At 57.5% G+C, this 14,447-nt stretch carries 10 protein-coding genes and 2 pseudogenes; 1 reads left to right on the plus strand and 11 read right to left on the minus strand.

Features of this window, described 5'->3' with window-relative positions:
- Positions 1-10 precede the first annotated feature (10 nt).
- Positions 11-787: an SDR family NAD(P)-dependent oxidoreductase gene (locus tag ACR0BK_RS18425; protein WP_480555849.1), complete on the minus strand. Its 777-nt coding sequence runs from the start codon at positions 785-787 to the stop codon at positions 11-13.
- A 224-nt stretch (positions 788-1,011) separates the two neighbouring features.
- Here ACR0BK_RS18425 and ACR0BK_RS18430 point away from each other — a divergent pair, with 224 nt between their 5' ends.
- Positions 1,012-1,371, plus strand: coding sequence for a winged helix-turn-helix transcriptional regulator (locus ACR0BK_RS18430; RefSeq protein ID WP_480555850.1), 360 nt, complete (start codon positions 1,012-1,014; stop codon positions 1,369-1,371).
- Between the two features lie 68 nt (positions 1,372-1,439).
- Here the strand turns inward: ACR0BK_RS18430 and ACR0BK_RS18435 are convergent.
- The 10 genes and pseudogenes from ACR0BK_RS18435 to ACR0BK_RS18480 all read right to left on the minus strand — a co-directional run bounded on the left by ACR0BK_RS18435 (position 1,440) and on the right by ACR0BK_RS18480 (position 14,417).
- A pseudogene (locus ACR0BK_RS18435) lies at positions 1,440-2,275 on the minus strand (IS5 family transposase).
- Positions 2,276-2,443: 168 nt separating this feature from the next.
- Complete coding sequence (locus ACR0BK_RS18440) at positions 2,444-4,471, minus strand: oxidoreductase (RefSeq protein WP_480555851.1); 2,028 nt, start codon at positions 4,469-4,471, stop codon at positions 2,444-2,446.
- Positions 4,472-4,737: 266 nt separating this feature from the next.
- Positions 4,738-5,685 (minus strand): DMT family transporter, encoded by a 948-nt coding sequence (locus ACR0BK_RS18445; protein WP_480555852.1) that lies wholly within the window; start codon positions 5,683-5,685, stop codon positions 4,738-4,740.
- Between the two features lie 326 nt (positions 5,686-6,011).
- A pseudogene (locus tag ACR0BK_RS18450) lies at positions 6,012-7,393 on the minus strand (IS1182 family transposase).
- Positions 7,394-7,500: 107 nt separating this feature from the next.
- Positions 7,501-8,898, minus strand: coding sequence for an NAD(P)/FAD-dependent oxidoreductase (locus tag ACR0BK_RS18455; protein WP_480555853.1), 1,398 nt, complete (start codon positions 8,896-8,898; stop codon positions 7,501-7,503).
- Positions 8,885-10,312 carry an aldehyde dehydrogenase family protein gene (locus ACR0BK_RS18460; protein ID WP_480555854.1) on the minus strand — a complete coding sequence of 476 codons (1,428 nt, stop codon included), beginning with the start codon at positions 10,310-10,312 and terminating at the stop codon, positions 8,885-8,887. The genes ACR0BK_RS18455 and ACR0BK_RS18460 overlap by 14 nt, the downstream gene beginning before the upstream one ends.
- Positions 10,313-10,343: 31 nt before the next feature.
- Positions 10,344-11,165, minus strand: coding sequence for an ABC transporter permease (locus ACR0BK_RS18465; protein ID WP_480555855.1), 822 nt, complete (start codon positions 11,163-11,165; stop codon positions 10,344-10,346).
- Entirely contained in the window at positions 11,162-12,058 is an 897-nt protein-coding gene (locus tag ACR0BK_RS18470; RefSeq protein WP_480555856.1) for an ABC transporter permease subunit, read from the minus strand. Before ACR0BK_RS18470 ends, ACR0BK_RS18465 begins: the two co-directional genes overlap by 4 nt.
- Positions 12,059-12,068: 10 nt before the next feature.
- Entirely contained in the window at positions 12,069-13,232 is a 1,164-nt protein-coding gene (locus tag ACR0BK_RS18475; protein ID WP_480555857.1) for an ABC transporter ATP-binding protein, read from the minus strand.
- Positions 13,233-13,325: 93 nt separating this feature from the next.
- Positions 13,326-14,417 (minus strand): extracellular solute-binding protein, encoded by a 1,092-nt coding sequence (locus tag ACR0BK_RS18480; RefSeq protein ID WP_480555858.1) that lies wholly within the window; start codon positions 14,415-14,417, stop codon positions 13,326-13,328.
- Positions 14,418-14,447 lie beyond the last annotated feature (30 nt).

Below are 14,447 nucleotides of genomic sequence, written 5' to 3' on the forward strand. Positions count from 1 at the left end.
ACGGATATCATCATTCCAGGATATGTCCCGCCGACTGGTTGAGCATGGTGCCTGCCATGCAAGAGGCGAGATCGGACGCCGCAAAAGCAAAGACCCCGGCGGTATCTTCGGCAGATGGCGGGCGTTTGAGCGCGGTCTTGTTCTGCTCGACAAAATCCTTCATACCCGCGTAGTCGAGGCCTATTTGCCCGCCCATCGTCTTGAACGTGTAATCGATGGTTGACGATTCTGGCATCGCTTCGGACCGCACACCCAGAACACGAATGCCCGCCGGTCCCCATTCATGCGCCAGTACACGCATCAACCCCTCAGTCGCGGCGTGAGACGCCGAAGCGGCCGCTGACCACGGGGCTCCGACCTTGGCCAGTGTCGAGGTGTTGAAGATCACCGTACCAAACCCCTGCCGGGCCATGTGAGGATGAGCCGCCTTGGCCGAGATGAACTGAGCGCAGGTGTCGACGGACAGTGGCAGAAGGAACTGCTCAGAGGATACCTCGACGCTTGGGTGGCCGTGATGATAGTCCAACGGTCGTGCGCCTACGAGGTTCACGACAATATCGATGCGGCCTTGCGTGTCCCAGACCGCGTCCACAAAGTCGGACACCGCCAAAGCGTCCGTAGCGTCAAGATCTCGGTAGTCGGCAAGTTCTTCAGCGATACGTGAGCGGGCGCCGTTTCGGCCGGCACCGAACACGATTGCCCCTTCCCGCAAAAAACGCTCGGCGACATGGCGTCCGATATGCCCGTTTACACCGAGGACGATTGCGGTTTTCCCTTCCAAAAGCATAGCTTGATCTTCCCTGTTCCTGTGTGCGCTGCATCAATATGGGATTTTGCAACTGATTGAAAAGAAGGCAGTTTTTCTTTACTTGGTCAGGTTTTTGCTACTATTGGCGGCGATTCTCTGGTCGCGCCTTGGGGCAACCCGATGAATTTCCATACAAATGGTTTGATTTGTGAGCAAACTTACAAAATAATGGTTGGTAGCAAATTAGTACTAGGGAGGCTGCCATGAATGTCATGAAAAACGTCACGGACGAATCACGGCCATCGAACGACGCCTTTGCCGAGCGCTGCCCCATGCCCGATATCGCCCGCTTGATTGGCGGCAAGTGGAAACTGATCATTCTTCAAGTTCTGATCTTCCAGGGCACGAAGCGCTTCGGCGAACTCAAGCGGGACGTGGACGGGATCACGCAGACCATGCTGACTGGGCAGCTTCGGGCGCTGGAGGAAGATGAGCTGGTGACGCGCGAGATATTTCCAGAGGTGCCGCCACGGGTAGAATACACGGCGACCCAAAAGGCGATGGCCCTGACCAAGATGTTTCACGCAATGCACGATTGGTGGCTTCTAGAATGTGAGAAATGAGATTGGCTCAATGGTGGCCTGCTACGGGATTGACGGATCGTCATTTCGCCAAAAACTAGTGTCAGGATTCATAGCCAATAAATGACGGTTGCTGCGAGAGCGATGGCTGAGAGGACGACCTTGGGACATCGGTCATAACGTGTCGCTACGCGCCTCCGGTCCTTGAGCCTGCCAAACATGATCTCAATACGGTTGCGCCGTTTGTATCGGCGCTTGTCATACTTCACGGTTGTCTTGCGTTGCTTTCGACCTGGGATGCAGGCGCTTATTCCTTTGTCTTTCAACGCGTCCCGGAACCAATCGGCATCATAACCGCGATCCCTGGGCAGCTAGTCGACATCTGAAATACTGCCTAGTAGCGCTCGCGCACCGATGTAGTCACTGACTTGGCCAGCGGTGACAAAAAGGCTGATCGGTCGCGCTTGGCTGTCACAGATAACATGCAGTTTGGTATTCATGCCGCCCTTGGTTCGGCCCCTCTCGGCAGCATCCTTCGGATGCGCCTGCCGGGCAGTGAATCAGGCGGCCACGCCCCCCTTTTTCGCGGCCATGCTGGTCGCGGTACGATGTGCTTTCAGATAGGTCGCGTCCACTGCCCGGCAGTCGAAACGCAGTTTCGATGAGAGGGGATCATCACGGTCTTTTCCTCGCCGTGCTCGCCGGCCAGGCCGGCCATCACCCGAGCGAAGATACCTTTCTCACTCCAACGCTTCCACCGGCTATAAAGCGTCTTGTGCGGCCCGTTTTCTCTGGGTGCGTCACGCCACCGCAACCCATTGCGATTGATGAAGATAATCCCGCTCAGCACCCTCTCGCCATCGACCCGCGGCTTGCCATGCGACCGCGGGAAGAAAGGGGAAAGTCTGGCCATCTGCTCGTCAGTCCGCCAGAAAAGGTCGCTCATATCACCGCTCCGTTTTTCGAACCGTGAATCATGCAGAGCTTTGAAAATCAACGAATCCTGAGCCTAGGGCCGTTCGATACCTATGAAAGTGGATGCTTTCCTGTCATAAGTTGAGCCAGAACTGATAGTCCGCTCCCATCCTTAATCGGCAGAGCGGCTTGGTTTCTTTCAGATCGGTGCACAAACACGCAAGGCATCGAGAATTGCGGCGTGCATATTTCGGCTTGTAACCGCGTCGCCAATGCGGGCCAAATAGAACTGACCGCTCCGATTGGTATCAGGAAATGGAAGCGTCCCGCCAATGAGCGCTTGGTGTTCAACCTGCCCAAGGTTGCACGAGATTGGTTTGAGGTCGTGATAGAGTTCGGCCATAGGGGACAGACCATGTTCAACGACCACATGGTCTACAAGACGTTCAATGACGCCCCCCGTCAACGAATGACGTAGGCTGGCAAGAACCCGATCGCCTTCGTGCGAAAGGCAGGTGAGCTCCTGGAGGCAAGTGAAGGCGACTCCATTAGCGGCCAGATCGCGTAATGCGACAGCAGAGGTCGTTGGGCCAAGGTCATGCAGAAGAGCCCGATCTGGGGTCACCAGATTGACACTGCAACCGTTACCAGCCAGCACGTCAGCCGTGACGGCCGCAGGGTGGTCGCCGATCTCGTCAAACAATAGCACCTCGCCCGAGATACGCACCTCACCGGACAACACGTCCCAACTGGAGATTGCCAGGTCACCGCCGGGGATGGTTAAGGTACCGGGCCAACCACCTGTCGCAATGATCACGACATCAGGGACTTCGGACAGCACATCTTCGGCTTCGGCATAGGTGTTCAAGCGGATATTGACCCCAAGCACCGTCACTTCTGAAATCAACCAGTCAGCAACGCCCCAGACCTGCCTGCGCGTCATCCCCTTGGCGGCCAGACCCAACTGTCCGCCCAGACGATCCGACGCCTCGAACAACACCACGTCGTGGCCACGCAGGGCACAAATCCGCGCGGCCTCCAGCCCTCCGGGCCCGCCACCGACGATAACCACTTTTTTGCGAGTGTCGCTGGGGATGATGATATGAGGCAAGGTCTGCTCACGTCCCGTCGCAGCATTGTGTCCGCACACGGCAGGTTTGCCCTGATTGACACGGTCCACGCAGTAGCCCAAGCCGACACAAGGGCGGATACGCTCTTCTTCCCCGCGTGCGAGTTTTTCTACCAAATAGGGGTCGGCTATCTGTGCGCGGGTCATGCCCACCAGATCGACATGGCCGCCAGATACCGCGTGACGGGCCGTGGCAATATCCGCAATCCCTCCTGCGTGAAGGATCGGTAGATCGACCGCATCACGTATGCGTCCGGCCACGGTGATGTGCGGGGCCGCAGGCAACCCCATGGGGCGCACCCACTCGGCCAGACCAAGATCATCGTAGGGTGCGCCGGCAAGGATATTGAGAATGTCGACATGGCCGGAATTTTCCAGCATCCGGGCGGCGGCTATGCAATCTTCGGCACTCAGCCCTCCTTCGGTTTGTTCATCACCGGTGATGCGCATCGACAGGATGAACTCGGGGCCGACTTCAGCGCGCACCGCGTCAAGCACCTGCAGGCTCAGGCACATGCGGTTCTCCAACGTCCCGCCATAGTCATCGTCGCGCTTGTTGGTAAGTGGGGACAGGAATTGCCCCAGAAGGTGTGAGTGGGACAGAAGCTCGATCCCGTCGAACCCGCCCTGCTGACAGCGTCGCGCGGCAGCTGCGAAATCGCGGATCACCCGGTCGATATCCTCTTGTTCCATTACTTTTGGAAAGGCGCGGTGCGCGCGCTCTCGGATACCGGACGGAGCCAGAACCGGAAGCCAATACCCATCATCCCAGGCTGTGCGCCGCCCCATATGGGTGATCTGGCACATGATGGCGGCACCATGTTCGTGTACGCCATCCGTCAGTTTCCGAAACCATGGGATAATACTGTCATCGCCGGCATAGAGCTGGCCAAACACTGATGGGCTGTCAGGGGCGATATTGGTTGACCCGCCGACCATGGTCAGGGCGACTCCGCCCTTGGCCTTTTCTTCGTGGTACAATCTGTAACGGTCCCGGGGATGGCCATCTTCGACAAAATTCGGTGCATGGGAAGTGCTTACGATACGATTGCGCAAAGCCAGATGTTTCAATTGAAACGGATCAAGTAGGTTTGCCACTTTCGTATCCCTTCGGCCAAATCTGTTGACAGAGAACCGTTCAAGGTCGGGCCCTCTGGTCAGATTTCACGCCCGATGAAGTTTGTTTTCGAAAGTATTTTACATGGGAAGCAACACGCAAGAATTCGCAGCTTCCGACATAGCTGTGTGAAAAGGCGACCCGGCCAAGAGACTTCTATGTGGAAAACTCGTTGAGCAGAGACGGGGACCTGATAGATGCCTCTCAATCCACCAGGGTCAGCTAAGGGCCACGACCACGTGTAGTCTTAGATTGGAGGTGCTGCGCGCTCAGTGACCAACTGTCTAGCTATGACCCTTTCGCGATGGATCATGTACAGCCCGGCACTGATGATGATGGCAATACCAAGCAGGCTAAGCATGTTCGGGAAGTCATTGAAGACAAGATAGCCAAACAGGGCCGCTACCGGCAGCTCAAAGTACTGCAGGGGAGCCAATGTAGCCGAAGGTGCAAAGGAAAGGGCATAGGTCATCATCAGGTGGCTCACCGTTGCGAAAAAGCCCGCCCCCAGAAGCCACAACAGCGCGAGGCCTGCCGGCCAGACAGGATCGAACAGCTCGGAGCCGGAACCTTGGGCAGCTATCAGTACGGGAATGCAAAACAGACTGGCAATCAGGCCAGTGTGGAATTGCAGAGCCACGGGGTGCATCCGGCGTGACAATCCCCGCGTCACAAGAATGTAGAAAGCAAAGGCGACCGCGGTACCAAGAGGGATTATGGCAACAGCGCCAAAGGCCGCGAAGCTGGGCTGGATAACGAACAAAACCCCAACAAATCCCACAAGAGCCGCTCCCACTCGACGAGGGCCGACATCCTCGCCGAAATAAAACTTGCCGACCAGCAAGACAATGAACGGGGCCACAAATACGATAGCCAAAGCGTCGGCAAGTGGCATCACACGGATTGCCGCAATAAAGCAAAAAGTTGCAAACAGCAAAAGCAGTGAGCGGATTGCGAGTGCCATCAAGTCACCTCGCGCCACACGCAACGGCAGCCCCATTATCCAGATGAACGGTGCCATCAACGCGCACTGCACTAAAAAGCGGGCAGCCGTAATCTGCCCAATTGGAACGCTGGCTGATGCGAGTTTCGCAGCCACATCCAGCAAAGGAGCAGTCAGGCAAAATCCAAGCATCAGCGAAACGCCTGCAAGGATGCGATCCGCAGATTGAGGTATGGAAGCAATGGTGGTCATTTGATCATGTAGAAATGTCGCCAAATGCGTGTCTGTTCTCAATGCGACACCAGGCGAAAGTCTCGAAATCCCCGAGCTCTGGTTGGATTGGATTTTGCGCCTTCAGCTAACGTCTCCTTCGGCAGGCCGCATTGCAGCGTGCGGAAAGTGATGGGAATGGCGGGAATGGGCCGGCGTGCCACCAATCAAAGCTGAGACTGACCAGATGCTGCGCCGCATCCGATGGAAGTTGAGAGCTGATTGCGTTGAAGAACTCGTTGGTTTTGTTGACCTTACCGGGGCGACTGGTCTGATTTCTTGCGGCAATGCGCTTCCAGCCCACCCACTCAACCTGTTGCGGGCGCCATCGGCTTGAGCTTTGCCGGTTTCCGAAGGTTTTGCGCTGTTGCTGCGAGGGTAAATTCGTCTTGAACGCCGCTGGGGCCACGTAATCGAAGACGCCCCAGCCCGAGGATACGTTTGAGGTGCGCGAAGAGCATCTCAACCTTCTTTCGCCTCCTCTGTGCGGTCGGGTTGAAAGGTGAAGCCTCGCAGAGCTTGGTAAACTCACGGACCTCCTCGAACTGCCCTCGCGTAACAGATCGGGCATCTACCTTGGGGCAACATTTCTGCCTGGATTGACAGATACTGCAGACCATCTTGCTAGCCCGATACTTACGGCGTCCTGTCCGTTGCTGTTTGTTGTGCGGGTCCTTGTGATATTGCCGCGTGCGCCTCAGCACCTTGCCTTCGGGGCAGAGGTAACGGTCATTGTCCGGGTCCCAGGTGAAGTCGGATCGAGACCAGGTGCCATCCTTGCGTTCGGACTTGTCGAACACGGGAATGAACGGAAGGACTTGCCGATTTAGAGCAAGCCAGGCCAAGTTCTCGCCAGAGCCATATGCGGTGTCGGCGGTCACCCAATCGGGCTTCAGTCCAAAGCGTTCTATTGTCCGGTCGATCATCTTGCGCAGGGCACCCACTTCGGCGGTTTTGACCGAACGGCTGGCCTCCACGTCGACGATGATCCCGTGATCGGTATCAATGAGGTAGTTGTCGGAATAGGCAAAGAACGCCGGTCCCTTGCGGGCCGCCGTCCATTGGCTGGAAGGATCTGCATGGGCGGTGAACTTTGGCTTCACCTCGCTGGCCGCACCAAAAGCTTCGTCGTCCAGCACTTCGAGATACTCGCGAACAGCTCGGGGCGCATCATTGGGGTTGATCTCTCGGGCCGCCCAGTCTTCCGGATTGCTGGAATTTTGTTTTTGGACATCTGCCACGATAAAGCTGGCATCCACCGCTAACCCTTGGCCGCCGACGAGCCCCTCTTGCATGCACCGCGCGACGGTCGCCTCGAATACGTGGCGCAACAGGTCGCTCTCGCGGAACCGGCCATGGCGGTTCTTTGAGAAAGTTGAATGATCGGGAATGCGCTCGGTCAGATCAAGGCGGCAAAACCAGTGATATGCCAGGTTCAGATGAACCTCTTCGCACAGACGGCGCTCGGAGCGAATACCAAAACAATAGCCCACAAGAGCATACGGATCAGCAGCTCCGGATCGACCGGAGAACGGCCCGTGTGGCTGTAGAAGCCCGACAAGTGACCGCGGATGCTGCCCAAATCGACAAACCGGTCAACCGATCGCAGAAGGTAATCCTGCGGGACATGATCTTCCAGCGAAAACTCGTAAAACAGAGCCGCCTGCGCTTCCTGCCTCGGTCCCATCATCGTGATCCGCCTCCATCAATACCGAAATTGAATCAGCCAGTTGCCCCACGATCAAGGAAGAGTTTCTCAACGGAATCAGCTCTTTGTCAAAATTGGAGTTTCGGGAACTACCAACCCAGATCCCTCACTCCGTAAAACATGTATGCAAGCGGCAGGCTGTGGCGGCGAAGTCGGGGGAAAGGGATTGCCGCAGGCTTTTGCTGCATGAGCGAAGGCAAAGGTGATTTGTAGGGCTTGCCAGCCGCAATTCCTGCCAGCAGCCGCCCAGTATAGGTCGCCATTGCAACACCGCCGCCGTGATAGCCAAACCCGGTCCAGGCGCGCCGCCAGTTTCCGATCTGCCCGGCATAAGGAATAAGGCCTCTGGTGAGACAGACCAGACCGCTCCAGTGAAACTCAGTTTCCGCGCAGATCAGCGCCGGGAACATGGCCTCGAATTCGTGGCGGATCTGACGCCGCATCCGCTGCATTGAGCCAGCTGTGATGTTGCTGGTGCCGCGCATACCAAACAGCACACGGTCGTCCGGCAGCAGGCGAAAATAGTGCAGCAGGTTACGGGTGTCGTAGGCGATGCGTCGTGTGGTCCACCCCTGGGTCTGTTTTTCCAGTTCGGTCAATGGCCGCGTGACCATGATATGTGACACCACCGGCAAGTAGCGCCCCCGTAGCCAGTCCGGAAGGTTGTCGCTGCTGTAGCCGTTGCTGGCGACGATGAGACGATCAGCCTGAATCCGACCGGTAGGCGTTTCTATGATGTAAGTGCCGCCCGGCTCTTCCTGCACCGAGAGCGCAGGGGTACTGCCGTGGATCACGGCGCCGGCCTGCTGTGCCAGACGAGCCAGACCAGCAGCATATTTGCCTGGGTTCAAGCCAAAGCCCTGGGGCAGCAGAAAACCGCCGTGAAAACCGTCGCCGTGCAAGCCTTCCTGTTTCATCTCCTGTGCTGACAGAACCGGGCATTCAACCCCGGCATAGCGGCGCAGACCGTCCGCCACCTCTGGTAGTGCACGGGCGGCTGAGGCGTTGTGGGCCAGGCAGTATTCGCCGGCCACCTGGGCCTCTGCCTCAATGCCACTGCCGGAGGAGAGATCTCGGACCAAGCCGACGGCCTCTTTCTGGGCGCTGTAAAAAGCGCGCAGGTCATCCTCGCCGAAGCGGTGGATGATCGCGCTATCTCCCAGTTTGGCGCCGCCGAAGCCGCAGAAGCCGGCATTACGCCCTGATGCCCCCCAGCCGGGCTGGGCGGCCTCGACTATAAGCGGCGCCTCGCCGTAGTCGCTGGCGAGATGCAGAGCCGCACTGAGACCGGTGTAGCCAGCACCGATAATGGCCACGCCTGCGCGCCGATCTCCGTCCAGTGCCGGAAAGGCAGGCGTGGCAGGCATCGTAGCCTCCCAATAGCTGCCAACCGGTGTCTCGGTGTCATAGGCGTGGGCGTCGTAGATGCGGTGGAGATTTAGCATGGCGACGGTCCGTTCCAGCGGCGCCCCTTCAGGGCGCTGCAATCAACTTGGTTTCAAGATATTCGAGGATACCTTCACGGCCACCCTCTCGCCCGACTCCCGATCTCTTGATCCCACCGAAGGGAGAGCCCGCGCCAAGGAATGCGCCGTTCACATTGACCATACCTGAGTGCAGGGCGCGTGCGACGCGGGCCGCGCGGTCACTGTCGCCGGTTTGCACATAGGCAGAAAGGCCGTAAGGCGTGTCATTGGCAATAGCGATGGCTTCCGCCTCGCTGTTGAAAGGGATCATTACCAGAATCGGGCCGAAGATCTCCTCCTGCGCGATGCGCATTGCATTGTTTACATCGGCAAAAATGGTGGGACGGGCATAGTAGCCAGTCTCAAATCCTTCAGGCTTGCCAGGTCCACCGGCGACCAGCCGCGCGCCTTCGGCAATACCGGCTTCTATCATCTCCTGCGCGCGGGTATATTGCTGCGCGCTGGACAGCGGGCCCATGTGATCGCCCGGTTCAGCTGGGTTGCCGACGATCATTTGCTCGCATTTCGCCTGCGCCAGTTCCACTGCACGGTCATAGACGTTGTACTCTACCAACATCCGGGTGGCGGCATCGCAACTCTGACCAGCATTGATGAAACAGGCTTCGATACCCTCGGTGACAGCAGTTTCCAGATCGCAATCGGCGAAAATCAGGTTCGGGGACTTGCCACCCAGTTCCAGTGCCACCTTCTTGACCGTTTCCGAGGCGTCCCGAGTCACAGCGACACCGCCGCGGGTCGACCCGGTGAAAGACATCATGGCGACATCCGGGTGGCGTGACAGCGCAGCACCAACCAAGGGGCCTTCGCCGTGAACCAGGTTGAATACACCAGCAGGTACACCGGCCTCATGCAATACTTCAGCATATAGCACCGCGGAAAGCGGTGTTAGTTCCGACGGTTTCAGCACCATGGTGCAGCCCGCTGCCAGTGCAGGCCCGACTTTCAGCACGATCTGGTTGATTGGCCAGTTCCACGGGGTAATCAGCCCGCAAACGCCTATCGGCATCCGCACAAGCGTGTCGCCATTGGTCAGCCTCTCTTCAAAATCAATTGTTTTCAGGTCAGCAATAATGGCTTCCAGATGGTCGATGCCCACCTGGGCCTGCATCTCGCGCGACATGGTGATCGGGGCGCCCATCTCCAGCGATATGGCCTGAGCGAAGTCTTTTACACGGGCACTATAGGCCTCCAGCACCTTTTCCAGCAGCGCAACGCGTTCCTCACGATGGATGGCGGCAAAGTCTGGCAGCGCGGCCTTGGCTGCAGCAACTGCGGCATCGACGTCTGCATCATTGCCGAGTACGAGCGAACCGATAGGCTGTTCGGTAGCGGGATTGACAACGTCCACGGAACCGGTGCCATGGGGATCGGTCCAGCTGCCGCCGATGTAAAACTGGGACAAGTTGTACTGCATTATTGTGTTTCCAATTTTGCCTGAGTGTGTATCACGCGGAGGCCATTGCTGCGCGGGTTTCCTGTTTCTGGCGACGTTCTAGTCGGCGGTTGATGAGCGACGCGGCGATGACACCGGTGGTGACGACACCTATCAGCATGGTCGAAAGAGCGTTGATCTCGGGCGAGACGCCCAGCCGGACAGAGGAATAGAGCTTCATTGGCAAGGTGGTGGAGCCGGGTCCTGAGGTAAAGGTAGCGATCACCAGGTCATCGAGTGAGAGAGTGAATGACAAAAGCCAGGCCGAGATTACCGCAGGCGCGATTACCGGCAGGGTCACCTGACGGAATGCGGAAATCGGAGTGCAACCCAAGTCCAGGGCCGCATCCTCCAGCGACCTGTCAAAACTTGACAGCCGGGAGGTGACCACCACTGAAGCATAGCACATGGAAAAGGTCGCGTGAGCGATGGTGATGGTCCAAAACCCACGGTCGAGACCAATGGCAACAAACAATAACAGAAGCGAAAGGCCTGTCACAACCTCGGGCATCACCAGAGGGGCGTAGATCATGCCGGAAAATAAAGTGCGTCCCGGAAAACGACCCATACGTACCATGACAATGGCGCTGAGGGTGCCCAGGATTGTGGCAAGCGTCGAAGAGACAAAGGCGATGCGGAGTGTAATCCAGGCCGCTTCAAGGTAAGCCTCATTGTTCAGCACAATACCATACCATTTGGTGCTGACACCGCCCCAGACGGTAACGAGGCGCGAGGCATTGAAGGAATAGATCACCACCAGCAGCAGCGGCAGGTAGAGGAACACAAAGCCGAAGGTCAGCGATGTCAGGTTGAACAAGTTGAAGCGCCGGATCATCCCAATTCCTCCTGATGTTTCTGCTGATGGCGTTGAAACAATACGATCGGCACTATCAGGATAGTAAGCAGCACGATGGCCACGGCCGCGGCGACGCCCCAGTCGCGGTTGGAGAAGAACTCGAGCCACAGGGTCTTGCCGATCATCAGTGTGCCGGATCCGCCCAGCAGGTCAGGGATCACAAATTCGCCGATTGCGGGAATGAAGACCAGAAAACAACCTGCGATCACCCCTGGCCTTGACAGCGGCAAGGTGATCTGGCGGAAGGCTGAAAAAGCGCTGCAGCCGAGGTTCTCGGCAGCTTCCAGCAGACGGCCGTCAATCCGCTCCAGTGAGGCATATAGCGGCAGGATCATGAAAGGCAAATAAGAATAGACGATGCCGATATAGACCGCGGTTTCTGTGTGCATGATCGCTAGCGGCTGGTCGATGAGGCCGAGCTTTATCAGGGTGAGGTTCAGGAAACCCTCGTTCTTGAGGATGCCGATCCAGGCGTAGATGCGGATCAGGAAGCTGGTCCAGAACGGCAGGATCACCATCATCAGCAGCGTCTTGCGCCACTCCTGAGGTGCCTTGGCCATGGCATAGGCTACCGGGTAGCCGATCAGCAGGGCGAGCAGGGTTGCGATGGCGGCGACCTTGACGCTGTTGAGGTAGGCCTTGAGGTAAATGCCGTCCTCGGTCAGCCAGAGGAAATTCTCGAAATCAAGTTCCGCGAAGGAAGTGCGCAGCCCGGCAAGCCCCTCATCCAGGCTGAAGGTAGGGGCGTAGGGCGGGCTGGCGGTGACGGAATCCGACAGGGAAATCTTGATGACGATCAGGAAGGGCACCAGAAAAAAAAGCGTCAACCACAGGTAGGGCACGAAGATAAGCAGGCGTCGTGATGTGATCATGATCTGGCCCTCACGCATCGACCAGCACGCAGGCACCTGCGCGCCAGCTGAGCCAGACCCTATCGTTCCAGTCGATCTCGCGCCGCGAGGTCAGCAGCCGGTTGGCTTCCTGCGCACGGATCAAAAGGCCTCCGTCAAGCCGAACCAGAAAGGTAGAGGCGCTGCCGGTATAGGAAATTTCTTCGACAGTACCCTCGACCAAGTTCACGTTGTGCGCTGCTGCCGGCTGATCCTTGGTGAGGTGGATTTTCTCGGGGCGCAGCACCAAAATCTTGCGTGCACCGGGCGTCAGAACATCACCGGGTTGTGGGCGGATCACCAGTTGGGTACCGACGTCCCAACGGGCTATCGCCAATTCTCCCTCCATGCCAGACAGCTCGATATCCAACAGGTTCACATTGCCTATGAAGTCAGCAACGTAGCTGGACGCAGGATGTTCATATATCCGCGCGGGCGTATCGGTCTGCAATAGCTTGCCTGCCTTCATGACAGCGATACGAGAGGAAACGGTCATCGCCTCTTCCTGGTCATGAGTGACGATGATGAAGGTAAGGCCCAGCCGGTCCTGGACGTCCATCAGCTGAAACTGCGTTTCCTCGCGCAGCTTTTTGTCGAGCGCGCCCAGCGGCTCGTCCAACAGCAGTACCTTGGGCTTCTTGGCCAAAGAGCGCGCCAACGCCACCCGTTGCATCTGTCCGCCGGACAATTGGTGCGGCTTGCGGTACGCAAACCCTTCGAGCTGTACCAGCGCGAGCATCTCGTCCACACGGTCCTGAATGTCGCGCTTCTTCCAGCGTTCCTGCTTGAGACCGAAGCCGATGTTCTTGGCCACCGACATATGTGGAAACAACGCGTAGGACTGGAACATCATATTGATCGGCCGCCGATTTGCCGGGATACCTGTAAGATCCTGCCCATCCAGCAGAATTCGGCCCGAAGTTGCCTCCTCGAAACCCGCCAGCAAACGCATCATCGTGGTCTTGCCGCAGCCAGAGGGGCCGAGGAGCGAGAAAAACTCGCGTTCCTGAATGTCCAGGTTCAGATCCGAGATTGCAGTGAAGCTACCAAAGGACTTGGTCACATTCTCGAAGCGGATCAATGGTGTCCGGGGCCGTTCCTGCGGACTGGCAGGTTCGGCGTGGGCGGCGGCATGGGCCGGATCAAAGAGGTTCATTGCTACAGGTTCCTCTGTTGCTGGTCTCTGCCGCGGACCGGGAGGGGGCTGCGGCAGAGCTAAGGATGCGCGGCCCGAAAGCCGTACGTCAGGTCACTCGCCGGTGCGGACCTTCGACCATGTGCGGGTGTAAAGCCGCTCGGTCTTTCGGTCCTGCAGCACTGGGGTGGTTAGCACCTCCATCGTTTCCTCGGTTGGATAGACGGCTGGGTTGCTGGTCAATTCCGGGTCGATCTCGGCCTGGGCGGTGAGGTTGGCGCTGCCATAACGAATGAAGTTTGCGTTTTGCGCCGACACAGAAGGCTGCATCAGATAGTTCAGGAAGGCATGGGCCTCATATACGTTTTTGGCATCGGCCAGAATGGCGAGGCCGTCAAAGTCCAGGATCGTTCCTTCTTCTGGAATGATATATTCCAGAGTAACGCCATTGCCGGCCTCTTTGGCACCTTCTGCGGCCCAGTAGGCATCACCGCTCCAGGTCAGGCCGAGGCAGGCGTCGCCATCAGATAGCGCGCCGATCATGCCATCGGTCGAAATCTGAGTGATATTGTCACGGATCGCGCCGATATGCGCTCCCGCCGCTGCGATTTGATCTTTGTCACTGGTATTCGGGTCATAGCCCATATCGATCAGCGCGGCACCAATCACATCAATCGGGGAATCGGCGATCATTACACTGCAATCAGTCAGCTTGCCGGAAATCTCGGGATCAAACAGAAGATCCCAGGATTTGGGATGGTCTTCGCCCAGACGCTCGGCCAGCTTGTCGGTGTTATATGCAATGCCGAAGGTCCACCAGTTGTAAGGTACCAGGTACTCGTTGCCAGGATCGAAGGTTTCGATCAGCCCGGCGATTTTGGGCCAGACATGTTCCAAGTTCGGAATCTTGGATTTGTCGATCTTCTGTAAAACTCCAGCCGAGATTAGCCGGGCGGTGCCAGTGGAGGAGGGTACTATGATGTCATACCCGGAACTTCCCGCCAGCACTTTGGTTTCCAGCATCGCGTTGGAATCATAGGTATCATAAGTGACGTCGATACCGGTTTCCGCTTCAAAGGCTTCGATGATCGCTGGGTCGAGATAGTCGCTCCAGTTATAGATCACCAATTCGCCCTCTGCTGCAGCAGCGATGCCCCAGATAGCGGCGGCTCCGGCCATAAGGCTGGTTGTCAGCTTGGTATTCATGGTTTCCTCCCGTGATGGCGTTAAGTGTTT

It is taken from the genome of Ruegeria sp. AF1 (assembly GCF_056542125.1).